Genomic DNA, 25,245 nt, shown 5'->3' with positions numbered 1-25,245 from the left:
AGTATGTTATTTAATTCTATTTCTTTTGCGATTTTTTTACCAATCGTATTTACTCTTTATTGGTTATTGAGAAAGAATCTGAAGTTTCAAAATATTTTACTTCTTGTAGCAAGTTATTATTTCTACGGATGTTGGGATTGGCGTTTCATGTTTTTGTTAGGTTTTTCAACTTTCTTAGATTATTATTCTGGAATCAAGATAGAAGAAGCAACTTCTCAAAATCTTAAAAAAATCTGGTTAACAATTAGTATTGGAATTAATCTTGGTTTTTTAGGATTCTTTAAATATTACAATTTCTTTGCAGATTCTTTTGCAGAAATGCTAAATGGCTTTGGTTTAGAAGTTCATCCTTGGACATTGCATATTATTTTACCAGTGGGAATTTCGTTTTATACTTTTCATGGCTTATCTTATATCATTGATATTTATTACGGAAGAATAAAAGCAGAACGAAATGTTGTAGATTATTCAGTTTTCGTAAGTTTCTTTCCATTGTTAGTTGCAGGACCTATAGAAAGAGCAACTCATCTTTTACCTCAAATCAAAAAGAAGAGAGTTTTTGATTATTCTCAAGCAGTGGACGGAATGCGTCAAATACTTTGGGGTTTATTTAAGAAAATGGTAATTGCAGATAATTGTGCAATTTATGCGAATGAAATTTTTTCGAATCCTGAATCGCAATCTGGATCTAATTTAGTTTTAGGAGCTATTTTCTTTACATTTCAGATATATGGAGATTTTTCTGGATATTCGGATATCGCCCTCGGCGTAGCTCGTTTGTTTGGGATTAATTTATTAAAAAACTTTAATTATCCATATTTCTCTCGTGATATAGCAGAATTCTGGCGACGTTGGCACATATCGTTATCAACGTGGTTTCGCGATTATTTGTATATTCCGTTAGGAGGAAGTAAAGGCGGAAATTGGATGCGTGTTCGCAATACATTTATCATTTTTATTGTAAGTGGTTTTTGGCACGGAGCCAATTGGACTTTTATTTTTTGGGGGTTTTTGAATGCTTTATTTATAATGCCATCAATTCTGTTGAAAACAAATCGAAATAATTTAGAAATTATTGCGCAAGATAGGATGTTGCCAAATTTTAGAGAATTATTTAATATGATTTTGACGTTTAGTTTAACCGTTTTCGCCTGGATATTTTTCCGTGCAAATTCAGTTACTCATGCTTTCGAATATATTGGAGGAATTTTTAGTCAATCACTTTTCTCATTTCCAACTTTACGTAAAAGTGCTTTAGCTACGTTAATTTTAGTTGCATTTTTATTGGTGATTGAATGGATTGGAAGAAGAAATAATTATGGAATAGAGAAGTTCTTAATTTCTAAACCAAGATGGGTAAGATGGTGTTTTTATGCTTTTGTTGTGATGTTAATCGGTTTGTTTTTACAAACAGAAGAAAGTCCATTTATTTATTTTCAATTTTAAAAGATGAAGAAATTTTTAATTAACATAGGTCTATTCTCATTATTTGCAATTGTATTTTATATTGTTATAATGCCAATTTGGAGTTCAGCTTTACCATTCTATATGTCTAAAAATGTAAGAAGTTGTATGGGATGTTATGGACATACATTTACACGAATGCAAGATGCACAGAAGACTAAAAATGTAGATGTTTTGATTGTAGGTTCTTCTCACGCGTATAGAGGAATTGATCCTAGAATTTTAGAAAGAGATGGAATTACAGCTTTCAACTTAGGTTCAAGTGCTCAAACTCCAATCAATACAAAAGTTTTATTACATCAATATTTAGAACAAATTAATCCAAAATTGGTCGTTTATGAAGCTTATGCAGGAACAATGAATATTGATGGAGTGGAATCTTCTTTGGATATTTTGAGTAATAATAAAATTGATATCAATTCAATTGAAATGGCAAATGAAGTGCATAATTTATTAGCGTATAATACTTTAATTTTTTCTGGATTTCGTCAAACTTTTGGTTTGAATAAAAGATTTAAAGAAGAAATTCATCAAGGAGAAGATACTTATATTTCGCTAACAGGATTTGTCGAAACTGATTTTAGAAAAAATATATTTAATGATGAAAAAATCTCGAAATGGGATTTAAGGGAAAGTCAAAAAGATGAATTGATAAATAATATAGAGTTTATAAAAAGTAAAGGAATTGATGTTTATATTGTTCAAGCACCTATTACAAAAACGCTTTATAAATCAATTAATAATAATAAAGATGTGGATCGTTTTTTAAGTAATTTAGGTAATTATAAAAATTATCAAAACTTAATTGAATTGAAAGATTCTACAGATTTTTTTGACAATAACCATTTGAATCAAATTGGAGTTGAAAAATTCAATACAGTTTTGAGTAAAGATTTAAAGAATATTTTAAAGAAGTAGTAATATGACCAACCAACCAAAAAAAATACTATTTGTTTATTACAAGCTTTTCAAGGCTGGGGGAGTCGCACGCGTATTAGTTTCCTTGGCGAACGAATTAGTGGAGAAAGGTTATGATGTTTCAATTGTGATTATGATCAATGAAAAAAGTAGCTTTTTTGAATTAGACCATCGAGTTAAGATTATTGTAATTGATACTTTTTCGCATTGGGGATTTCAAAAAATTAATGTTAACTTGAATAAGTATTTTCCAAAATTGCCCTATAAAAATAACATCAAAAATTATGTGTATGATTTCGGTCAATGGGAAATGTTACATAAATGGATGAACAAGAATGGTCAAAATTATGATGTAATTATCTCAAGTTGGTATAAATTATCTGCTCAATTAGCATTGAATAAAAAAGTAAGAGGAAAGACAATTGCTTGGGAACATGCAAATTTTGAAGTAGGAGGAAAATTATGGAAAGATACTTTACGAAAACATTACAAAAATTTGAAAGGTGTTGTTTGTATTAACTCCAATTCTTTAGAACATTATAAAAATATTCATAAAAATGTTCACTTGATTCCTAATTTAATAGGAGAACCTTTTGAATCTTTTGATGAAAGTTTGATTGATCAAAAAGAAAATACGTTAATTTATGTTGGTCGATTAGATGCGGATAAAAATGTTGGTGAATTGATTGATATAGTTAATGAAATCAATTTAAAAGATTTTAAATTTAAGATTATTGGAGATGGACCATCTAAAAATGAGTTAGAAAACAAAGTGAAATCTATTGAGATTTTAAATGATAAAATTCTATTTTTAGGAAGTCAAACTATTTCAGAAATTTTTCAAGAACTTTCGAAAAGTAAAATTTTTCTTTTTACAAGTAAAACCGAATGTTTACCAACGGTTTTGATTGAAGCGAATTTAACAGCTAACGCATTAATTTCTTATAACTGCAAGTATGGACCTTCTGATATTGTGAATGAGAAAAATGGTTTTTTAATTCCTATGAATGATAAACAACTTTTTAAAGAAAAATTACAATACTTAATTGATTATGAAGAGGATTTAGAGTTACTCAATAAATTAAGTGGAGAAAATTCTGAAAAGTGGAGAAAAGATCTAATTATTAATCAATGGAATTCATTAATTGAATAATAATTTTGTATGATTAGTAAACAATTAAAAAATAAATTACGACGTTATAAATATCTGCTAAAATGGTATCTACAATATCATTTTCAAAAAGTCGAATCATATAAAAATAGAAAACCATTTGATGTATCTGAATCCCAAAATTTAGTGTTGGTTCCTCATGCCGATGACGAATGGATAGGTAATAGTCAGCTGTTATTGAAAAAAAATACAATCGTTTATTATTTTCAATTCTTAGGAAATAATTATAATGAAACAAATAAAACTGTAAGAAGAAATGAATTGATTGAATTAAAGAATAAAATTGGTTTTGAATTGGTTGTATCTAACAGTTATGAAGATTACTCAGATTTAAAAGAATTATTAAATAATAAAAGTATTTCTAATATATTTATTCCCTTTCCGATTGATTGGCATAAAGAACACATAAAAGTAAATACAATATTTCATCATATTTTATCAGGTTTACAAATTAAACCTAATTTGTTTTTTTATCATATTTCGGTTCCTTTGCCTATAGATTTTGAAATAAATTATATGCAAATGGATAAATCTGATTTACATTTTAAACAAACTATTTTTGCTGATATATATAAATCCCAGTATAATACACCAATAAAACGTCTAAATTATCAGCTAAGATTAAATGCTAAAGGTTCGGAATGTTATGCTACAGAAAACTTTGTGGAATTATCTTTTGAAGAGTGGACAGATTTATTAAATTTTGTGAACGATAATTACGACACTAAAATAAAGGAACTTATTTATTATATTGATGATTTAGGAAAAATTAGAGAAAAATCAAATCAGATTTATAGAGATTGGAAAAATAATAATTAAATGCTAAACTATTTAAAACTTATACGTGTTAACCAATGGGTAAAAAATTTATTTGTTTTTTTACCAATATTTTTTTCGGGAAATTTATTGAATATCGATTTGTTTATTGAGTCGTTTTATGGCTTTTTAATTTTTTCTTTTGTCGCGAGTAGTATTTATATTATCAATGATTACGTTGATATTGAAAAAGATAAAAAACATCCCGAAAAGAAAAATAGACCACTCGCAAGTGGTAAAATATCGAAGCAAAATGCTTTAATTCTATTTGTTATTTTAGTCATTGTAACATCAATTTTGATTTATTTTTTTGGAAATAAACAGGTTGCAATTCTTGTTGGAATTTACTTTTTTATGAATTTAGCTTACTCATTCAAATTAAAACAAATTGCAATTCTTGATGTGATGATAATAGCATTTGGTTTCTTACTAAGAGTTTTTGTAGGCGGTTATATGACGGGGATTTTAGTGACAGATTGGACGATTTTATTGGTTTTTGATTTGGCTTTGATTTTAGCTTTAGGAAAACGTAGAGGGGAATTAATCAACGCCGAACTCGAAGGTATTACAAGAAAATCGCTAGACGGATATAATCTCAATTTTCTTAATTCTGCCTTAGCTATAACATGTACTGTCGCTGTAATTTGTTACATGATGTTTATTCTTTCCCCAGAAACACAATCCAAATTTCACCATTATATTATTTATACCTTTGTCTTTGTTTTTGCAGCCGTTTTGCGCTATTTGCAACAGACGTTTGTATATGCTAAAACAGAATCTCCGACTAAATTGATTTTTAAAGATCATTTTCTTCAAATTTTAATTGTTATGTGGGGAATCTGTTATGTTTTATTGATTTATTTTAACAATGGAAAATAAAAAATTAATCCCAGTTGCCAATTGGGGACTATATCCATCTATAAAAGCCAATGTTGTCTCTCCAACTACAATTTTAGAATTTCAGGAAGCAATTCTTTCAAATGAAGAAGTTATTGCGAGAGGAAATGGTCGTTGTTATGGAGATGCATCATTACAAAATACAATTATTTCAACATCGAAATGGAATAAATTTATCGATTTTGATCGCGAACATGGAATTATAGAAGTTGAATCTGGAGTTTTATTATCAGATATTTTAGAAGTTGCAATTCCGGCAGGATATTTCATTTCAGTCACTCCTGGAACCAAATTTATTACAGTTGGCGGAGCAATTGCATCAGATGTTCATGGAAAAAATCATCACATCGATGGTTGTTTTTCTGATCATTTAATTCATTTCGATTTAATGATCGAAAATGGAGATATTTTACATTGTTCAAGAAATGAAAACACAGATTTATTTTGGGCAACAATAGGAGGAATGGGATTAACAGGGATTGTTATTTCTGCTAAATTTATGTTGAAAAAAATTGAGTCAGCATATATTCGAAATGAAGCAATTCAGGCAAAGAATTTAGATGAGATTTTTGATTTGTTCGAATCTTCTGAATCTTGGACATATAATGTTGCGTGGTTAGATTGTTTACAAAAAGGTACTTCCTTAGGAAAATCGATTATGTTGCGTGGCGAACATGCGACTTTAGACGAGTTACCTCAAAAATTCAAAAAGAATCCTTTAAAAATTAAGAAGAAATTAAACTTAAATATTCCATTTTTCTTTCCAAATTTTGCGTTAAATCCTTTATCAATCAAGATTTTCAATTGGTTATATTTTAATAAACAAGGTAAAAAGCATTTGAAAAATTATGTGGATTACGAAACATTTTTTTATCCGTTAGATGCTGTTCATAATTGGAATCGTATTTATGGGAAAAATGGATTTATTCAATATCAATTTGTGATTCCAAAGGAGACGGGAAAAGAAGGAATGCGAAAGATTTTGGAAACAATTGCTGCTAGTGGAAATGGTTCTTTTTTAGTAGTATTGAAATTGTTTGGTGATAATAATCCAAAAGCTTATAATTCGTTTCCAATGAAAGGATATACCTTGGCTTTAGACTTTAAAGTAAACAATAAACTAGAGAAATTAATTGCAAGTTTAGATAAAATTGTGATGGATTATGGAGGACATATTTACCGAACAAAAGACGCGATGTCCAATCCAGCCTTGACAGATTATTTACAACATATCGATTCTCCAAAATTCGAGTCGATGCAAAACGAACGTATCAATAGATTTAAGCAAAAATGATAGTAATAGGATCAAATTCTGATGTAGCAATAGCTTTTGTAGAAAAGGTTTTGAAAGAAGGTAAACGATTTCCGATGGTTTATTTATTTACATCAAACATCGAAAAAACAAAGAAATTAGCACTACATTTTTATGCAAAATATGAGCAAAAATGCGAGATTGTTCATTTCGATTTAACAAAAGAAAACGATTATTCTTTAATTTCTCATATCGATTCTGAATTATTGTTTTGTGCAGCTGGATATTTAGGGAAAAATTCGGAAGATGGTTTATATGATGATTGGAATACGAAACAAATAGTAGAAGTTAATTACTCAAAATTAATTGTCTTAATTAATCATTTTGCGCAGAAATTCGAAGCAAAAGGTTCGGGAACTATCATTGGATTGTCGTCTGTAGCTGGTGAACGTGGTCGTCAAAGCAATTTTATTTATGGATCTGCAAAAGCTGGTTTCACAGCTTATTTAGCTGGTTTGAGAAATTATTTATTCCATAAAAAAGTTCATGTAATGACGGTTATTCCAGGATTTATGGATACGCAAATGACAGCTGATATCGAAACACCAAAACCATTAACTGCTCAACCAGATCAAGCGGCTAATATTATTTATAAGGCTTATGTCAAAAAGAAAAATGTTGTTTATGTGACATTTTTATGGTGGGGAATTATGATGATAATTCGTAATGTTCCTGAATTTATTTTCAAAAAAATGAAAATGTAATGAATCGCAATTTATACCTTTTTGATTTTGATGGAACATTAACTTGTAAAGATACCTTATTCGATTTTTTAAAATTCTCTTTTCCTAAAGTTTACTTTATTAATTATCTGATATTTATTCCATTATTTATCGTTTCAAAATTGAAGATAATTGATGCTGGTTTTGTAAAAGAAATGTTTATTTCTAAATTTTTGAAAGGAAAATCTTATGTTGAAATTAATCAATTAGCTCAAAATTATTTCGAAAAAAATCATCAAGAATTAATTTATTCTAAAGCTGATGAATATATTAAATCATTAAGTAATTATAATGACAAATTTATCGTTTCGGCTTCAGTCGATTTTTGGATTCAACCTTATGCAGATTATTATGAAATGGGACTAATTTGTACCAAAGCAAAATATGATGAACAAGGCTTTTTTACAGGGAAATTTGCTTCACCAAATTGTAATTACCAAGAAAAAAAGAATAGAATCGAGAAAGAAATTGATTTGTCTTTATATGACCAAATCATAGCTTTTGGTGACACAAAAGGTGATGAAGCAATGTTTTCGATCGCCACAAAATCTAATTTTAGATATTTTAATTAACTCATTTACCAAAAATAATCTCCTATTAATTGCATTACGAATGTTTGTAGAAGAGCAATATAAGCTATGTTTTTTAAAACGTTTACTTCCTTTACATTGATTAATAGTAAAAGTATATAAGGGTAAAGATAAAGGCAAGCTCTTGCTGTTTCTCCTGTTCCATAGGCACCTGTCAAAAACATTAGCATTAAAGAGAGGAACGCTATTATTGGCAAATAAAAATTAATTTCATTCTTTTTAAGATTAAATACTTTTGGGGTAAATAGGTAGGCGAAAAAACCAAAAGACAAGAAAAGTAATATTTCACTAATGTTCTCTAAACGTGTAAAAAGATAAACAATTGGTTGATGAAATCCTCTAAAACCATTAGGGTTTTCAAGTTTTGAAGCATTGAAAAAAGCTTCAATATGGTTATAATCAAGTATTAATTGAAGTAATAAAATATAGAAAAGAAATAAGATTCCTACAATTATAAAGTTAATGATTGTGTATTTATTTTTTTCAATGATTAATTGATATATTGATAATATTGCTGCAACACAGGCAAAAAAAGTTCCACTAAATGATATACTATTTGCTAAAGAAAATCCTATAAATGCTAATAATATTCCTTTAATATTTATAGAATTCGATCTTGATATGATTAACATTCCATATAAAAAAATTAAACTAAAAAATAGAAACACAGCATCTATTGATACAATACTATAAATGTTCACAGCAGGAATAAGTGCAAAAATTAAGAGAAGAATATTTCTTTTAGAGTTTTCTATTTTGAAAAAATCAATAATTTTTACCAAAGGAAAAAATGAACAAAGTGAAAGAATAGACATTCCGATAGCTAAACCAAGTACTGACTCGTTAAAAATTTTGTAAATAATATATTGTATCCAAACAGCAAAAGGAGGATGTGTTTTGGCATGCATTGTTAAAGTATCTTGTATCTCATTATAACTTGAAATGAATGTATAGCCATTTTTAATTTTAACTACATCATGAAAGTATTGAAAATCAGTATCAAGAAATGATCTTAAAAAAGTTTGATGGATTGAACCTTGAGCTAGGTTTCCAAATATTATTAACAAGATGTAAGCAATAAATAATTTTAAAATACTTAGATGATGATAATTTTTTAATGCGAATAAACCTGTTAATAAAAAAAATATTGAAAATAAGACACCTTGAAAAGTGATAGTAGAAAAATATACGACACTTATTGGAAAAGTAATTCTGGAACCAGTAAAAAAATGGTTTTCGTTTAAAAAATAATTCAATCCAACCATCACAATCCATCCTATAATTAATAATCCTATAATTTTGAATGGGCTTGTTTTTAGAACTGATTTAAAATTTTCTAACATAGTTTTAGGTTATTTTAAGTAATTTATTTTTAAGGTTTCACAAAATTATTAATTTTGCACAAACCTAAACTATGAAAAAGAAAATATTAATACGTATTGGCTCACTTCGTCATGGAGGTGCTGAAAAAGTATTGGTAACTTTTCTCAAAAATCTTTCACCAGAAAAATACGAAATTGATTTGTTGTTAAATCTTTATTCGGGTAAATATCTCAAAGATGTGCCGTCTTGGATTAATATCTATTATTTGAATAAAGGTGAAATGATTACGACAAATCGTCCGCAGGATATTCCGAAAAAAGCTTTTCGAGTGATTTATCAAAAGATTTTGTCATCATTTCCAAAGTTGCTTTACAAATTTATTTTACCGAATAAAAAATACGATATAGAGTTTGCGGCAATTCATGGAATGGCAGATGAAATCTTGAATTCTCCGATTAAATCTTCTAAAAAAATAGTTTGGATTCACAATGATTTGTCGAATATTCCTGAATATACAACAAAACGATTGAAAAACTTTTTCAAGTTTGATCAGATTCTAGTGATTTCAGAAAAAATTAATCAATTATTTTTAGGTTTAGCAAATTCAGATGAACAAAAACAAAAAGTGGTTCGAATTTATAATCCTATTGATGTCAATGAAATTAAAAAGTCAGCATTAGAACCTTGTGAGATTCAGAAAAAAACTGATCAACCGACATTTGTTTCAATCGGAACAGTTTTTCCACAAAAAGGATTTGATCGTCTATTGAGAGCGCATCGCAGATTGTTAGACGAAGGCTTTCAACATCAAGTTTGGATTGTTGGTGATGGTTATGATTTTCCGAATATCAAAAAATTGGTTGAAGAATTAAAAGTTGAAGAAACAGCACATTTGATTGGTTTCAAAGAAAATCCATATCCTTATTTTGTTCAAGCCGATTATTATATTTTGTCCTCTCGTTACGAAGGTTATCCAACTGTTTTATTTGAAGCGATGGTTTTAGCAAAACCAATTATTACAACAGATGTTTCGGGAGTTAGAGAAATGTTGAATGATGGCGAATTAGGGTATATTATCCATAATGAAGAGGAAGCAATTTATGATGGAATGAAATATTTTATTCAAAATCCTGAAATTGCCCATAAATATCAACAAATCATTGAAGGAAAAACATTACCTTTTGAGTTAGGTAATGCAGTAAATTCAATTGAAAAATATTTAAACTAAATTATGAAGACAATTATTCAGAAAGATTTTTATCGAAACTTTGGATATTGGACGAATTCTCCTTTTTTGAAAGGCTTTATAAGTCCAGGTTTTCGTTTTATTTATTGTTTAAGAAAAGCTCAACAATATTCTACAAAACATCCTTTAGGATTGATTTATCGTTTATTGCTGCGTCGTTATTCGATTAAATATGGCTATCAAATTTCTGCAAAAACAGAAATTGGAGCAGGTTTAAATTTAGGTCATTGGGGAACTGTTGTTGTTAATCCGAAATGTAAAATAGGAAAAAATTGCAATATAGCGCATGGCGTAACGTTAGGACAGACAAATAGAGGAAAATTGAAAGGTTTTCCAATTTTGAAAGATGATGTTTGGGTCGGTACAAATGCCGTAATTGTTGGTGGAATTACAATTGGAAATAACGTGTTGATTGCGCCAAACAGTTATGTAACGCAAGACGTACCAGATAATTCGATTGTGACAGGAAATCCAATGCAAATTATTTCGAACGAAAAAGCAACGGAAGGTTATATTAATAATAGAATTGATTAAAATTTTTTGAAAACAATACTTTTCATATTGCCAGATCTTAATCAAGGAGGTGCGGAGCGAGTAATTACAACGCTTTGTAATGAATTAGATCGAACAAAATTCTGTCCAAAATTGGTGTTGTTCAAAAAAGAAGGTTATTATTTGAATCATTTGAAAGATGATGTTGAAATTATTGAATTAAAGGTTTCTCGTATTCGTTATTCGATTTTCAAAATTATTCCGTTGATTAAAAAGTTGAAACCAGAAATCGTTTTTACAGGTTGGGGAGAAATTTCGGCTTTTTTATCACCAATTATTTCGTTGTTTCCTAAAACTAAGTTTATCACAAGAGAAACAAATGTGGTTTCTAAACATGTAAAACGTAAAGAAATTTTATTCTTTTATCGATTTCATAATAATTTTCATCAGATTATTGCACAAAGCGACGACATGAAAAATGATCTGATTGAGAATTTTAGAATTTCGGAAAATAAAATTGTGAAAATTAATAATCCTGTTGATTTTGATTTGATTAATCGATTAAAAATAGAAAGTGTTAATGTTGGTTTTAACATGAGCTATAAAAATATTGTGGCAATAGGAAATCTTTCACCACGAAAAGGTTTTGATCTTTTATTGAATGTGATGAATGAATTGAAAGGAGAAAATATACATTTAACGATTCTTGGTGATGGAGCTTTTAAAGATGAACTAGCTCAACAAAAAGGAGAGTTAGGTTTAAATAATGTAACGTTTAAAGGAAAAGTTTCAAATCCATTTGTTTATTTAAAGAATGCAGATTTGTTTGTGCTTTCTTCTCGTTACGAAGGTTTTCCGAATGTTTTGTTGGAAGCTGGAGCTTGTGGAACTTATAGTTTGGCAAATAATTGTCCAGGAGGAATCAATGAAATTGTACAAAAAGGAATTAATGCAGAAATTTTTCCAATTTCAGATTCAAAAGGTTTTGCAGAAAAAATAAAAGAGGCTTTGCAAGAAAATCATTTAGAAGAACAAATAATTTCGAGTATTTATTCTCGATTTAGTAAAGAAAAAATAATTCAACAATACGAATCAATTTTTGATAAAATATAATGTCAATTCAGTCTAAAATATCAGTCATTGTGCCAGTTTATAACACCGAAAAATATCTTTCGAAATGTTTAAATTCGATATTGAATCAAACGTTGAAAGAAATTGAAGTGATTGTTGTAAATGATGGTTCTAAGGATGATTCTCAAGAAATTATTGATGAATTTGTTTCTAAAGATTCGCGCATAATTTCTATTCAGAAAGAAAATGGAGGATTAAGTGATGCGAGAAATGCTGGTATTGATAAAGCAAAAGGAGAATTTATTGCTTTTATTGATTCTGATGATTATATTGATTTAACGATGTTGGAGAAAATGTATGAATTGGCGAAAAGAGATGAATCTGAAATTGTTTTGTGTGATTTGGTAAAAGTTGATGAAAATGGTAAAGAATTTCGTGATTTACCGCAATCGCCTCAATTGCCAGAAAAAATGATTTTAGCAGAAGATTTTACCATTTTTGGTGAAATGAGTTGCTTTGCTTGTAATAAAATCTTCAAAAAATCGTTGTTTGAGAATCATCAATTTAGAAAAGGAATTCATTTTGAGGATATAGAATTGATTCCGAAATTGGTTTTAGATTCTAGTATTATCTCTAAAATAAATGAACCTTTTTATAAGTATTTCGAACGACAAGATTCTATTACAAAAACACATACGGAGAAAGGTTTGGATATGTTTGTTGCTGTAAATGAGGTGACAAATTATTTTTATCAGAGTAAATACAATACATTTGCAACTGAGTTAAAGCGTTTTCAAATTATACAAGGTTATTATTCGTATTTAGCTTATTTGGCTTATGTGAAAGATAAAAAATTGAAGCGTAAAATGTTAAATGTTTTGAATGACTTTTTAAAGGCAAATAACTTAACAAAAAAAGAACTTAAAAACTACAAGCGTTTTGATAAAAACTATTTAAATTCATTACCATTGAAAAAAAGATTTTTTTACCATTTAGCCATGATTTATCCTCAACTATTACTTAAATTTTAATCGGTAGTGAGTTTTATTTATTTATTCATATTTGCATTTCTACTTGTTGCATCTTTTTTAGAGTTTTCTAATAAAAAGGTTAGTAAACAATCATATGTATTAATTGTTGTGATAATGTGTTTAACTGCTGGATTGGGATATGCATTGAGTCCTGATTGGGTAGCATATTTTGATACTTTTAATGCATTGGCTTATGTAAATTGGTCAGAGTTTGGTCGTTTTGCCTATATGGCAGGTATGGAGAAAGGATATTTAGGCCTGAATAAAATACTTGTTGATTATGGTTTTGATTTTGGGATGCTTACTTTAATAGTTGCAACAACTTCTCTTATTCTAAAGACAACAACTTTCTATAAATACGGAGGATTTCCTTTTTTAGTATTATTTATTTATGCGATGCCGAATTTTATGTTCGAAGAGCATGTACATATTAGGCAAGGATTAGCAAATGCAATTGCACTTTATTCTATACGTTATGTAATCGATCGTAACCTAATAAAGTTTTTGATTTGTATTACAATTGGATTTCAATTTCATGAATCTATAATTGTTTTTTTACTTGCTTATTGGATTGCCCCAATGAAGTTTGATGAAAAATTTATAGGCTGGTTAGTTGTGTTTTCAATTATAGGGTTTTATACAGGTTTAAATTCAATTATAGAAATCATTATGGATTTTATGCCAATTGGTCAAGATAAATTTGAGAGTTATCAAAGTCAGTTATATGATCAAGGTAATGGTGTAGCAGTAGGTGATTTCGTGAAGATTATTTCAATTCTTTCAATTATTATTTATAATAAATATGCTGTAGAAGATAAATTATATTGTTATTTCCGTAATCTTTTTGTTTTTGGAGTTTTATTATACTTTTTTTTAGGAAAAGGAATTTTTGGTGTTAGATTACCTGGATTTTATTTAGTTTTCTTAGGGCTTGCAGTTGGTAGATTAGTATATGTATTTGATGGGGATAAATTTAAAAGAAATTTTATTTATTTGAGTTTTGTGTCTTATACTGTATTATTGATTTTTTGGTTTCAAATAAAGCAAGCACATAAATCAAATTTCTCAAATTATAGAACAGTTTTTAATAAAGAAGCGGTTTACGGGCTATGGAAATGGAATTAATATCTATAATAACGCCTTGTTATAATTCAGAAAAGTATATTTCAGAAACATATGATTCAATAAAATCTCAAAATTATAAGAACTGGGAGTGGATTATTGTAGATGATTGTTCATCAGATAAATCTGTCGAAATAATTCAATCATTTAATGATGAACGAATAAAATTAGTTATTCAATCTAAAAACCAAGGTGCTGCCTATGCTAGAAATTTAGCATTAAATAAAGCACAAGGTAGATTTATAACATTTCTCGATAGTGACGATTTATGGCTTCCTAATTTTTTAGAAACTACAATTAATTATTTAATAGAGAATAATGAAGAGTTAGTTTATTCAAGTTATAAACGGGTTGATGAAAATTTAAAACCATTGTTAGCAGATTTTATTGCTGTAGACAAAGTAGATCGAAATCGAATTTTATATAATTGTCCTATTCCGATGTTAACATCTGTATATGATTCAAAACGAATTGGAAAAATACCGGTTCCAGATGTAGAACTTCGGGAAGATCATGCAATGTGGATAGATTTGTTAGGTAAAATAAAATATGCAAGAGCAATCAATGAATCTTTAGCTATTTATAGAATTAGAAACAACTCAGTTTCTCGAAATAAATTACGAATTGTAAAAAAACAATATAATGTTTATAGATATTATTTAAAAATGAATTTTTTTAAATCGTCTTATTACACTTTTTTTTGGGCAATTAATGGAATAAAAAAATATGGAAAATTTTAAATTATTAGAGTATTTATATACATTAAATATCTCTCCCTTATATGTCAATATATTTGGAGCATTTTTTTCTGCTTTATTTATTACATTAATATCGATTCCAAAAATTATACGAATATCATATAAAAAACAATTGATGGATGTGCCTGGAGAGAGAAGTTCTCATGAAAATAAAGTGCCAACTTTAGGAGGTGTAGCTTTATTTTTTGGGATTGTTGTATCCACCTCAATATTTGCAACTGAATTAGGTGTTAACTATTCTTTCTTTTTATCTGCAATTACAATATTATTTTTTATTGGATTAATGGATGACTTATTAGTTGTAGCTCCTGATAAAAAATTATATGGTCAGATTATAAGTACTATTTTAATCATTTTTGGTTCTGGTATAATGATTAAGTCATTTTCAGGGTTATTTGGAATCTATGAAATTCCTTACTTTATTGGAGTTATTTTAACCATTTTTGTTTTCATAGTCTTAATAAATGCGTTTAATTTAATTGATGGAATTGATGGTTTAGCTGCAGGAATTGGTATAGTAATTAGTTTGTGTTTTGTTTATATATTCTATAGAATATTTGATTACGGAATTGGAATTTTGGCGATTAGTACACTAGCAGTTTTATTAGGTTTTGGAAGGTATAATTTGTCTAAAAAGTTTAAAATATTTATGGGAGATACTGGTTCTATGGTTATAGGATTTATTTTGACTTTTATGGCAATTCGTTTTTTATATATTAGTGAAACATCAAGTTTAGGATTAAAAACGGGTCCTGTTTTACTTCTTTTTATTTTTGTAATTCCAATAGTAGATACATTATCCGTTTTTACAATCCGGATTCTTAGAAAAAGAAGTCCTTTTTCAGCTGACAAAAACCATCTTCACCACCAGTTTTTAAAATTAGGGTTAACTCATATTCAAACTTCTATAATATTAGTACTTATTAACATTTTTTTTATATTCATTGGGTATTATTTTAGAAATATTGAAATTAATAAACTATTTTTGATCTTTATTGTTTCATCAATTAGTTTTGTTGTCTCTCTACGATATGCTGTAGTATTAAAAAAGAATAAAAAAATATCATTATAAAAATGCTTAACTTAAAATCAACTTTAACCAAAACCTTTATTTTGTTGATAATCATGAATTTGTTTTCATGTATATCTTTAAAAGATGTTCAACTAATTCAGCCAGATCCTAATTTAAAATTAGATGCAAATGGTAAGATTTCTTTTGAAAAACCTGAATATCATATTCAAAAAAATGATCAAATTTTAATTAATATTTCTTCTGCTGCAGGAGCTTCTATGGGAATTCTTAGTGATTTTATTACTTCAGGTAATAGTACTCAAGCAGGAAATGGAGTGTATGTAAGACAAGACGGAGCAATTGAGTTACCTCGTATTGGGAAAATAAAATTAGAAGGTCTTACTATTGAACAAGCTCGAAAGAAAATTCAAGATGAGTTCTATAAAATCTACGATGAAAAGGGAACTTTTATCGATGTAAATTTAGCGGGAATAGAATATACTATTGTAGGAGAAGCAAGTCAAGGAGTTTTTAGAGCACCTAAAAAAAATGTGACGTTACTAGATGCTTTTGCCCAATCTGGAACGAATAATATCTATGCTGATTTAAAGAATGTACGAATTATTAGAACAGATTTAGATGGAACAAAGCAGGTTTATGTCGATTTAACAAAAGAATCTATTATGAATTCTGAGTATTATTGGATTCAGAATAATGATATTATTGTTGTTAATCCTCGTAAAGAAAAAGTATGGGGTGTAGGACTAAATCCTCTTACTGTTGTTACTACTGTAATGGGAGCAATTGCAACAATTTTAGGAGTTTATTTATTCTTTGATAAAATATAATAATGGCAGATACAACAATTAATCAAAAAGTTAAGAAAAAACAATCTGACTTTATTGATGTAGAAAGGCTTATCCCAAGATTATTGAATGCTTGGCCATTATATATAATTTCGATGCTAATCGCGTTGGCGGTAGCATATTATCTTAATAATTGGAGGCTGAACAAAATTTATACAGCAAATACAACATTTAAAATTAAAGATAATAGTTCTGCCAATAATTCATTAGCCTCTAACTCTATTAATTTTATTTGGGGAGGAAATGCAAATAAAATTGATGGGTTATCGTATACATTAACTTCTCGTATTCATAATGAGAAAGTTGTAAAAAGAGCAGAATCTTATATTTTCTATACTGAAGAAGGACGTTTAAAAAAATCTAATATATATAAATTAGATGCTCCTTTTCATGTTCATATTGATACATTACATCAACAAGTTGCATATGTTGATGTAAAAGTAAAACCTAAAGATCATAACTCTTTTTATTTTGAAGTCGAGAACAAAAATGGTTCTTTATATCAATTTACTAAAGATAGTATTATAAAGTCTGACGAGTTGAATTTACCTAAAATTGGTTATTATAATCAATGGATGGTAGGTAAAAATTATAAAATCATGTTGACTCGTTCAAATGTACCATTTTCTGAGAGCTCAATATCATTTAAATTAGTCACAATCAAAGATGCAACAGGAAGAGCTGTACAGAATTTTAATGTCACAAATCCATCTAAAATTTCAAGTATAATAGCTGTTTCAAAAAATGCTGAAAGTTTGAATGAAGCAGTTGATATTTTAAACAATTCAATTCAAGTTTTAATAGAAAATGAATTAGCAGAAAGAAATTTATCAGCCTACCAAACACGTAAATATTTACAAGAACGAATTGCAGCAGTAAAGCTTAAGCTAGATAGCGCAACAAACAATTTGCAAGAGTTACAGAAGAAAACAGGAGTTTATAATTTCGATACAAAAAAAGGTGAGCTTTTAGGGAAGCTTACTGAATTAGATAAAGAACGCGTAACTGTAGAAGAGAAAATCAATGCATTACATCGTTTAATGCCTAAAAAATCGAGTAGTGTTGATAATTTAATTGCGCTTAATATTGCCGGTCTTGATGTGTCTTATTACATGACGAATGTTGATCAATTAGATAATCTTGAAAATCAGCGCGAGCAAATGCTTAAGGTTTATAAATCTAACACTGATGAGATTAGAGAAATTGATCGTCAATTAGCTAAAACTAGAAATAACATTTCGAATGTAGTTAATGCGCATTTACAAAAGCTGAATACTGATCTGTCAATGATTAATGCTAAGTTAGCGGAATCTGAATTCAAAGCGAAAGATTTACCTTACGAAGAAATTGAATTTGTTGAAGCGAATCGTGGATTTGAATTGAATAGTACATTGTATTCAACTTTAATTAATCAATTAAATACAACTGATTTATCTTTAGCATCTATCGTATCTGATATCACAATTATTGATCCAGCTAAAAATCAAGGTCAAGGTTCTATTTATCCAAATCCGCAGCGTAATTATTTAATAGCTTTGGGAATTGGTTTATTGATTCCTTTGATTTATGTAGTGATTAAAGAATTATTAGATTTCAAAGTTCGTGTATTAAAAGATATTACAAGTCGTACGAATATTCCAATTATTGGTTTAGTTGGTCCATTAGGAGATAATTCGCCTTTAGTTGTAATCAATAATCCAAAATCAGGAATTTCAGAATCGTTTAGATCAATTCGTTCTAATCTAAAATATTTATATAAGAATCCAGGACTTGAAGAACATAATAAAACGATTTTAGTAACTTCATTTATTGGAGGTGAAGGAAAGACTTTCAACGCGATGAATATTGCGAGTTCAATCGGTTCTATGGATAAGAAAACGGTTCTGATTGGATTAGATTTACGTAAACCAAAAATATTTGATGATTTTAACATCAATAATAAAACAGGTGTTACAGACTATGTTGCGGGTGATTTAGAATTAAATCAAATTACGCAACGTACAATTTTACCAAATTTAGATATTATTACAGCAGGTCCAATTCCTCCAAATCCTTCAGAATTGATTTTAAGTAAACGAATGGATCAATTATTTGCTGAATTGAAAGAGAAATATGAATTTGTAATTATAGATTCACCACCGATTGGTTTGGTAACAGATTCGTACGATTTGATGCGTTATGCAGATTGTACATTGTATGTAACTCGCTACAATTATTCGGAGAAAAACTTTATCAATGCGATTTCTAATAAATATGATGAAGGTGAAGTTTCGAATGTCGGAATTATATTCAACGATTTCCAAATTAAAACTGGCTACGGTTATGGTTATGGCTACGGCTATGGCTACGGCTATGGCTACGGTTATGGTTATGGCTACGGTTATTTTTCTGGAGATGAGAATTTTGATAATTCATCGTTTGGAAAAATAAAACGTTTAGCTTCTCGAATTAAAGGTAAATTCTTTTAATTGAAATGATCTTAAAGAACATATTTGATTATATACTTGCATTAATCCTACTAATATTTTTAGTGGGATTAATTGTTTTGTTAATTATCATAAGTTCTATAGATACCAATCAATTTGGCGTTTTTACACAGAAAAGAGTAGGGAAGAATGGAAGGTTTTTCAAGATTTATAAAATTAGAACGATTAAAGGAATTTCTAAATCGACAATAACAACCAATCAACATCAAATTACCAAAATTGGAAAGATTCTTAGAGATTATAAATTAGATGAATTACCTCAATTATTCAATATTCTAAAAGGAGAAATGAGTTTTGTTGGTCCTCGACCTGATGTCGCTGGTTATGCGGATAAATTGATTGGAGAAGATAGATTGATGTTGAAAGTTAAACCAGGAATAACTGGTCCAGCTCAATTAAAATATAGAAATGAGGATGAAGTTTTGTCTAATGTAGAAGATCCAATCCAATATAATGATGAAATTCTTTGGCCAGATAAAGTCAAAATTAATGTAGAATATGTAAAGAATTGGAGTTTTCGACAAGATTTGATTTACATGTTTCAAACAATATTCAAAAAATAAAAAGAGAATCCTAAATTGGATTCTCTTCTATTTTTAAAAATATTTTCGTTTTTCTAAACTTGAATAACACCTAAATTAAATTGTTTCTCAATAGGAGCATGATTTGCAGCTTCAATTCCCATCGAAATCCATTTACGCGTATCTAAAGGATCAATAATTCCATCTGTCCACAAACGTGCCGCAGCATAATAAGGACTTGTTTCATCATTGTATTTTGCTGTAATTTCGTTCAAAAGTTCTTGCTTTTTCACTTCATCAACTTCTACACCTTGCGCTTTCAATGTCGCTTCTTTTATTTGTAACAAAACTTTCGCCGCTTGCTCGCCTCCCATAACTGCCAATTGAGCCGAAGGCCAAGCCGCAATTAATCTAGGGTCATATGCTTTTCCGCACATAGCATAGTTTCCTGCACCATAAGAATTACCAACTATGATCGTGAATTTTGGAACAACAGAATTAGAAACTGCATTTACCATTTTCGCACCATCTTTGATAATACCACCATGTTCAGATTTAGATCCAACCATAAAACCAGTCACATCTTGTAAGAAAACTAACGGAATTTTCTTTTGGTTACAATTCGCAATAAAACGAGTCGCTTTATCCGCAGAATCTGAATAAATCACACCACCGAACTGCATTCCGTCTTTTTTAGACTTCACGATTTTACGTTGATTAGCTACAATTCCAACCGCCCAACCATCAATTCGAGCATAAGTACAAATAATTGATTTTCCATAATCAGGCTTATATTCGTCCAATTCTGAGTTATCAACAATTCTGTTAATAATCTCATACATATCGTACTGCTCAGCACGAGATTCAGGTAAAATACCATAGATTTCTTGCTCATCTAAAGCAGGCTTTGCTGCTTCAATTCGATTAAATCCAGCTTTTTCATAATCACCAATTTTACCAACAATAGATTTTATTCTATCCAACGCATCTTTATCATCTTTTGCTTTATAATCAGTCACGCCAGAGATTTCGCAATGTGTTGTTGCTCCACCTAAAGTTTCGTTGTCAATATCTTCTCCAATAGCTGCTTTTACCAAATAACTTCCTGCCAAGAAAATAGAACCTGTTTTGTCTACAATCATTGCTTCGTCGCTCATAATTGGTAAATATGCTCCACCAGCAACACAACTTCCCATCACAGCAGAAATTTGAGTAATTCCCATTGATGACATGATTGCATTATTGCGGAAAATTCGACCAAACATTTCTTTATCAGGAAAAATCTCATCTTGCATTGGTAAATAAACACCTGCGCTGTCCACCAAATAAATAATTGGCAATTTATTTTCCATCGCAATTTCTTGAGCACGCAAATTCTTTTTACCTGTAATTGGGAACCAAGCACCAGCTTTTACTGTCGCATCATTTGCAACAACAATACACTGTTTACCAGAAATGTAACCAATTTTCACAACAACACCTCCCGAAGGACATCCGCCGTGTTCTTTGTACATTTCATCTCCTGTTAAAGCACCAATCTCTATGTTCGGTTTTTTTTCGTCCAAAAGATAATCAATACGTTCCCTTGCAGACATTTTTCCTTTGCTATGCAACGCATCAATTCTTTTTTGACCTCCGCCAAGGTAAACTTGTTTCAGTTTTTGGCGTAGTTTAGAAAGTAATAATTTGTTATGATCCTCTCTTTTATTAAAAGTTAAATCCATTGTGGTTTTCTGTTTGTTTACAGCCCTAAACTAATGAATTTTATCGAATTCTTAAAATGAAATTTAGACTTGAGAATCAATGAATACAAAGTTCTTGCAATGCGTTTGGATTTGAGGAAAAAATGATAGAAAATCAGTTTCTAGATTCGCATAATTTTTTTCAAATTCGGGAATGATTTGATGTAAATTATTCTCAAATTTTGCTCGACTTCCGATTCCTTTTAATGTTTTTTGAACGCCTTCTATGGTCGAATAATTTTCGAACCAATCATATTTCAACAAATAAAAAATGATTTCTTGTAGTTTTTTTGGAAGCGAATTGTATTCATCCTTAAATAATTGATAACAATCTGATTTGAATTTTTCGAAAGGAGTTTCAGAATAATTATTCCAATATTTAATCAAAAAATAATCATAAATCACATCAATAATAATTGGTGCAAATTTGTGTTGTGTTTCGTGAAAATAACTTGAACTTTGTTTGACAGTTTCGTGAGAATCTGTAAATGTATCAATTGAACGATGCAATAAAATGCCTTTCTGAATATCTTCTGGAAAATCTAAATATTGTTTTCCCTTTACAGTTTCACCAAGCAAATTTCCAATTTGAAGCGATTGATTTCCGAAAGATAAATATTGATGTGCGACAAAGTTCATAAGGCTTGTTTAGTATCATAAAGTTAAGTTTTTTTGAATAAACCTGTGTTATTTTACTGTGAAGAAAAAAGCCATCTAAAAAAGATGGCTTAAGAATTATATTTTTATTCGTTATTTCCAGAAATTTGATTGATTTTTTCTTCTAAAATCGGATAATATTCGATCATAGAATCTTTTAAATTTCGATCCAAACTTAATGCATTTTGCAACGCTTCATTTCCTAATTGATCTTGCTCTGTAATATAATAGACATTACTCAATTGATAGAAAAATTCGGCACGATTAAAATTCTTTAAAGCGCCTGTTAATAAGACTGCAATCGCTTCCTCGTATTCGCCAACAGCAATTAAAGTTTCGACGTAAGCAAACCAAGTATGGAAAACTAAAGGCTTTAATTGAACCAATTTCGAAAGGTTTTTTATAGCTTCCTCAAACTTCATTTGTTTCAGAAAATAGTAAGTTGAATCTGTATAATATTCGTAATTATCGCCATTCAATTCTATCGCTCGCTGAATGTAATATTCGGCTTCTTCAATATTTTCTAATTTGTTGTAAAGCGAAGCTGCTTTTGCCCAAACTTTATCCAATTGCGGATCTTCTTTTATCGCAATATGATAAGCTTTCAACGCTTTTTGTGGTTTCTCTAACTTTTCATACAATTCACCAATTTTCATATGCGTAACAGCAGGCGAATCATCAAATTCTAATGTTTCTTCTAATGTTTCTATTGCCTTGTTGTATTCTCCTAATTCTTCTAAAGAAACTGCTTTGTTAGCATGACCAACAATAGAGTTAGGATTAATCGCAAGCACGTAATCTAACGCATTTATAGCTTCGTCATACATTTTTTTGTGATTGTACAACAGACCAAGTTGCAACCAAGAAACTTCCGAATATGGATTATCGTCAATAAAATCTTTTAGAAACTCGATGCATTCATCAGGATTATGAATTTCTTCGTAGCATTGAATAATAGAGTAGAAAGTATAATCGTTTTCTGGATTGAATTTCAATGCTTTTCTGAAAGCAATCAATGCAGAATGAACTTCATCTAAATTCAAATATTCATTTCCGATACTATTGCAAATAAAATCGGTTTCTTCGTCGTCTATTTGCAAAGCTTCTTCATAAAAACTTATCGCTTTTCGAGGCATATTTTTCATTCCCCAAAATCGCGCTTGTACAAGAAGATAATCTAACTCGTTTGCGGCTAAATCTTTTAAATCTTTGATGAGTTTTGCAGCTTTTTTTAAATCCTCAATTGTAAGAAAATATTCAATTCTCTTGATTTTGATATCTATATTTTCAGGATGCATTTTTTCTGCAAAATCCAACGAACGTTTTGCATATTCGCTATCATTTACTTCAAGATAGAACTCAATAATTTCGACCAAATCCTCCGAATCGTAATACTTATATTCACGATTATCAAGCATTTGCTCAAAACCTTCAATTAGCTCGTTATTAAAAAAATCTTCGTCCATAGTGATAGACTAATTTACAAAATAAAATGTGCAAAAATCATAACGAATTGTTAGAGTTTTGCACATTTGTTAAACAATTAAAATAGATTGTTTTAGATGATATTTTTTATGCTTTCGATCATTTTATCAGCTAATTTATTTGCATTTTCTTCTGAGGTACTTTCAGTATAAATACGAATAATTGGTTCTGTGTTTGACTTTCTTAAATGAACCCATTCAGTAGGAAAATCAATTTTAACTCCATCAACTGTATTGATTTCTTCGTTTTTGTAAACTTCCTGAATTTTAACTAACAATTCGTCAACATTGATTTCTGGTGTTAATTCGATTTTCTTTTTCGCCATAAAATATGCTGGAAAAGAAGCTCTAATTTCAGAAACTGATTTATCTTGTTCAGCTAAATATGTCAAGAATAAAGCAATTCCTACTAAAGAATCGCGCCCGTAGTGTAATTCTGGATAAATAATACCACCGTTTCCTTCTCCACCAATTTTAGCATCAACGTTTTTCATTTCAACTACAACATTTACTTCTCCAACTGCTGATGGTGAATATTTTTGACCATATTTTTCAGAAATATCGCGTAATGCACGAGAAGAAGATAAGTTAGAAACTGTTGCTGAAGGCGTTTTTGACAATACATAATCTGCGACTGCAACTAATGTGTATTCTTCTCCAAACATTTCACCTTTCTCATCGATAATTGCTAAACGGTCAACATCTGGATCTACCACAATTCCGAAATCAGCTTGTTCGTCGATTACTTTTTTACAGATATCACCTAAATGTTCTTTTAAAGGCTCTGGATTATGTGGAAAATTCCCGTTTGGTTCGCAATACATATCGTAATGAATTACACCTAAACGTTGTAATAACTTAGGAATTGCAATTCCTCCAGTTGAATTTACTGCGTCAATCGCAACTTTGAAATTTTTCTCTTGAATCGCTTTTGCATTCACTAATGGCAAAGCCAAAATTTTCTCGATATGTAAATCAATTGCATCATCAAAAGTTTCATAAGAACCTAAATCATCAACTTTAGCAAATGTATAATCATCTTTATCTGCGAAAGCTAAAATTTGCGCACCATCTGTTGCAGAAACAAATTCTCCTTTTGCATTCAATAATTTCAACGCATTCCATTCTTTTGGATTGTGAGAAGCAGTTAAAATAATTCCTCCATCTGCATGCAAATGTGTCACCATAACTTCTACAGTTGGCGTTGTAGATAAACCTAAATCGACAACATTAATTCCTAATCCTTGTAAAGTTGAACAAACTAATTGAGAAACCATTTGTCCAGAAATACGAGCATCACGCCCTACAATTACTTTATATTCTGATTGATTTGATTGATTCTTAAGCCAAGTTCCGTAAGCTGCTGCAAATTTTACAGCGTCTATTGGAGTTAAATTATCTCCTGGTTTTCCTCCGATTGTTCCACGAAAACCTGAAATAGATTTGATTAGAGACATAAATTTTATTTTATAGTGTTACAAATTTACAAATTACAAAAACTTTTCTTATCTTTTTGGAACGATTTTAGTTAAGATTTACTTAAC

The 25,245-nt window shown here is 29.2% G+C and carries 23 protein-coding genes; 18 read left to right on the top strand and 5 right to left on the bottom strand.

Translation table 11 applies throughout. From position 1 onward, the window contains the following. Window positions 1–3 precede the first annotated feature (3 nt). Genes B2217_RS01715 through B2217_RS01680 form a run of 8 tightly spaced genes read left to right on the top strand, consistent with a single transcriptional unit; the run spans window position 4 to window position 7,872 of the window. Window positions 4–1,446, top strand: a complete 1,443-nt coding sequence (locus B2217_RS01715) for an MBOAT family O-acyltransferase (protein WP_180905869.1) — start codon at window positions 4–6, stop codon at window positions 1,444–1,446. Window positions 1,447–1,449: 3 nt separating this feature from the next. Beyond that, window positions 1,450–2,382, top strand: a complete 933-nt coding sequence (locus tag B2217_RS01710) for a hypothetical protein (protein ID WP_280045528.1) — start codon at window positions 1,450–1,452, stop codon at window positions 2,380–2,382. Between the two features lie 4 nt (window positions 2,383–2,386). Beyond that, window positions 2,387–3,535 (top strand): glycosyltransferase, encoded by a 1,149-nt coding sequence (locus B2217_RS01705; protein ID WP_180905871.1) that lies wholly within the window; start codon window positions 2,387–2,389, stop codon window positions 3,533–3,535. Between the two features lie 9 nt (window positions 3,536–3,544). Continuing rightward, the gene (locus B2217_RS01700; RefSeq protein WP_180905872.1) at window positions 3,545–4,372 is read left to right on the top strand and encodes a hypothetical protein; all 828 of its coding nucleotides are present in this window, start codon (window positions 3,545–3,547) and stop codon (window positions 4,370–4,372) included. Then, the gene (locus tag B2217_RS01695; protein ID WP_291122025.1) at window positions 4,373–5,248 is read left to right on the top strand and encodes a UbiA prenyltransferase family protein; all 876 of its coding nucleotides are present in this window, start codon (window positions 4,373–4,375) and stop codon (window positions 5,246–5,248) included. After that, the gene (locus tag B2217_RS01690) at window positions 5,238–6,560 is read left to right on the top strand and encodes an FAD-binding oxidoreductase (RefSeq protein ID WP_291122024.1); all 1,323 of its coding nucleotides are present in this window, start codon (window positions 5,238–5,240) and stop codon (window positions 6,558–6,560) included. Before B2217_RS01695 ends, B2217_RS01690 begins: the two co-directional genes overlap by 11 nt. Beyond that, a complete protein-coding gene (locus B2217_RS01685; protein WP_038335306.1) occupies window positions 6,557–7,282 on the top strand; it encodes an SDR family NAD(P)-dependent oxidoreductase in 726 nt (241 codons plus the stop codon). Before B2217_RS01690 ends, B2217_RS01685 begins: the two co-directional genes overlap by 4 nt. Beyond that, window positions 7,282–7,872, top strand: a complete 591-nt coding sequence (locus B2217_RS01680) for an HAD-IB family phosphatase (RefSeq protein ID WP_291122023.1) — start codon at window positions 7,282–7,284, stop codon at window positions 7,870–7,872. Before B2217_RS01685 ends, B2217_RS01680 begins: the two co-directional genes overlap by 1 nt. Before the next feature lie 5 nt (window positions 7,873–7,877). Here B2217_RS01680 and B2217_RS01675 read toward each other — a convergent pair whose 3' ends face one another. Continuing rightward, complete coding sequence (locus B2217_RS01675; RefSeq protein WP_291120772.1) at window positions 7,878–9,233, bottom strand: hypothetical protein; 1,356 nt, start codon at window positions 9,231–9,233, stop codon at window positions 7,878–7,880. 71 nt (window positions 9,234–9,304) lie between these two features. On the opposite strand from B2217_RS01675, the gene B2217_RS01670 reads away from it, so the two are divergent. The 10 genes from B2217_RS01670 to B2217_RS01625 are packed head-to-tail and all read left to right on the top strand — an operon-like array spanning window position 9,305 to window position 19,860. Continuing rightward, window positions 9,305–10,441 carry a glycosyltransferase gene (locus tag B2217_RS01670; RefSeq protein WP_291122022.1) on the top strand — a complete coding sequence of 379 codons (1,137 nt, stop codon included), beginning with the start codon at window positions 9,305–9,307 and terminating at the stop codon, window positions 10,439–10,441. A gap of 3 nt (window positions 10,442–10,444) precedes the next feature. Continuing rightward, entirely contained in the window at window positions 10,445–10,993 is a 549-nt protein-coding gene (locus B2217_RS01665) for a serine O-acetyltransferase (protein ID WP_181816277.1), read from the top strand. 6 nt (window positions 10,994–10,999) lie between these two features. After that, window positions 11,000–12,064, top strand: coding sequence for a glycosyltransferase (locus B2217_RS01660; RefSeq protein WP_291122021.1), 1,065 nt, complete (start codon window positions 11,000–11,002; stop codon window positions 12,062–12,064). After that, a complete protein-coding gene (locus B2217_RS01655; RefSeq protein ID WP_180905880.1) occupies window positions 12,064–13,053 on the top strand; it encodes a glycosyltransferase family 2 protein in 990 nt (329 codons plus the stop codon). The genes B2217_RS01660 and B2217_RS01655 overlap by 1 nt, the downstream gene beginning before the upstream one ends. 6 nt (window positions 13,054–13,059) lie before the next feature. Continuing rightward, a complete protein-coding gene (locus tag B2217_RS01650; RefSeq protein ID WP_180905881.1) occupies window positions 13,060–14,178 on the top strand; it encodes an EpsG family protein in 1,119 nt (372 codons plus the stop codon). Then, window positions 14,169–14,915, top strand: coding sequence for a glycosyltransferase family 2 protein (locus tag B2217_RS01645; RefSeq protein WP_244958004.1), 747 nt, complete (start codon window positions 14,169–14,171; stop codon window positions 14,913–14,915). The genes B2217_RS01650 and B2217_RS01645 overlap by 10 nt, the downstream gene beginning before the upstream one ends. Beyond that, a complete protein-coding gene (locus tag B2217_RS01640) occupies window positions 14,902–16,005 on the top strand; it encodes a glycosyltransferase family 4 protein (protein ID WP_291122020.1) in 1,104 nt (367 codons plus the stop codon). The genes B2217_RS01645 and B2217_RS01640 overlap by 14 nt, the downstream gene beginning before the upstream one ends. A 2-nt stretch (window positions 16,006–16,007) precedes the next feature. Next, the gene (locus B2217_RS01635) at window positions 16,008–16,793 is read left to right on the top strand and encodes a polysaccharide biosynthesis/export family protein (protein ID WP_291122019.1); all 786 of its coding nucleotides are present in this window, start codon (window positions 16,008–16,010) and stop codon (window positions 16,791–16,793) included. A 2-nt stretch (window positions 16,794–16,795) separates the two neighbouring features. Then, window positions 16,796–19,279, top strand: coding sequence for a polysaccharide biosynthesis tyrosine autokinase (locus B2217_RS01630; RefSeq protein ID WP_291122018.1), 2,484 nt, complete (start codon window positions 16,796–16,798; stop codon window positions 19,277–19,279). Between the two features lie 5 nt (window positions 19,280–19,284). Next, on the top strand, window positions 19,285–19,860 hold the full coding sequence (locus B2217_RS01625) for a sugar transferase (RefSeq protein WP_180905885.1): 576 nt from the start codon (window positions 19,285–19,287) through the stop codon (window positions 19,858–19,860). 53 nt (window positions 19,861–19,913) lie between these two features. Here B2217_RS01625 and B2217_RS01620 read toward each other — a convergent pair whose 3' ends face one another. The 4 genes from B2217_RS01620 to glmM form a co-directional block, all read right to left on the bottom strand. Beyond that, entirely contained in the window at window positions 19,914–21,542 is a 1,629-nt protein-coding gene (locus tag B2217_RS01620) for an acyl-CoA carboxylase subunit beta (RefSeq protein WP_114998982.1), read from the bottom strand. 63 nt (window positions 21,543–21,605) lie between these two features. Continuing rightward, on the bottom strand, window positions 21,606–22,199 hold the full coding sequence (locus B2217_RS01615; RefSeq protein ID WP_280045538.1) for an ACP phosphodiesterase: 594 nt from the start codon (window positions 22,197–22,199) through the stop codon (window positions 21,606–21,608). 104 nt (window positions 22,200–22,303) lie between these two features. Further along, window positions 22,304–23,683: a tetratricopeptide repeat protein gene (locus B2217_RS01610; RefSeq protein WP_291122017.1), complete on the bottom strand. Its 1,380-nt coding sequence runs from the start codon at window positions 23,681–23,683 to the stop codon at window positions 22,304–22,306. A gap of 92 nt (window positions 23,684–23,775) precedes the next feature. Then, the gene (gene glmM / locus B2217_RS01605; protein WP_291122016.1) at window positions 23,776–25,158 is read right to left on the bottom strand and encodes a phosphoglucosamine mutase; all 1,383 of its coding nucleotides are present in this window, start codon (window positions 25,156–25,158) and stop codon (window positions 23,776–23,778) included. Window positions 25,159–25,245 lie beyond the last annotated feature (87 nt).

The organism is Empedobacter sp. UBA7620 (genome assembly GCF_002484185.1).
GTDB lineage: Bacteria > Bacteroidota > Bacteroidia > Flavobacteriales > Weeksellaceae > Empedobacter > Empedobacter falsenii_C.
The sequence above is the reverse complement of the archived record's forward strand: the minus strand, read 5'-3'. Positions and strand labels throughout refer to the sequence as shown.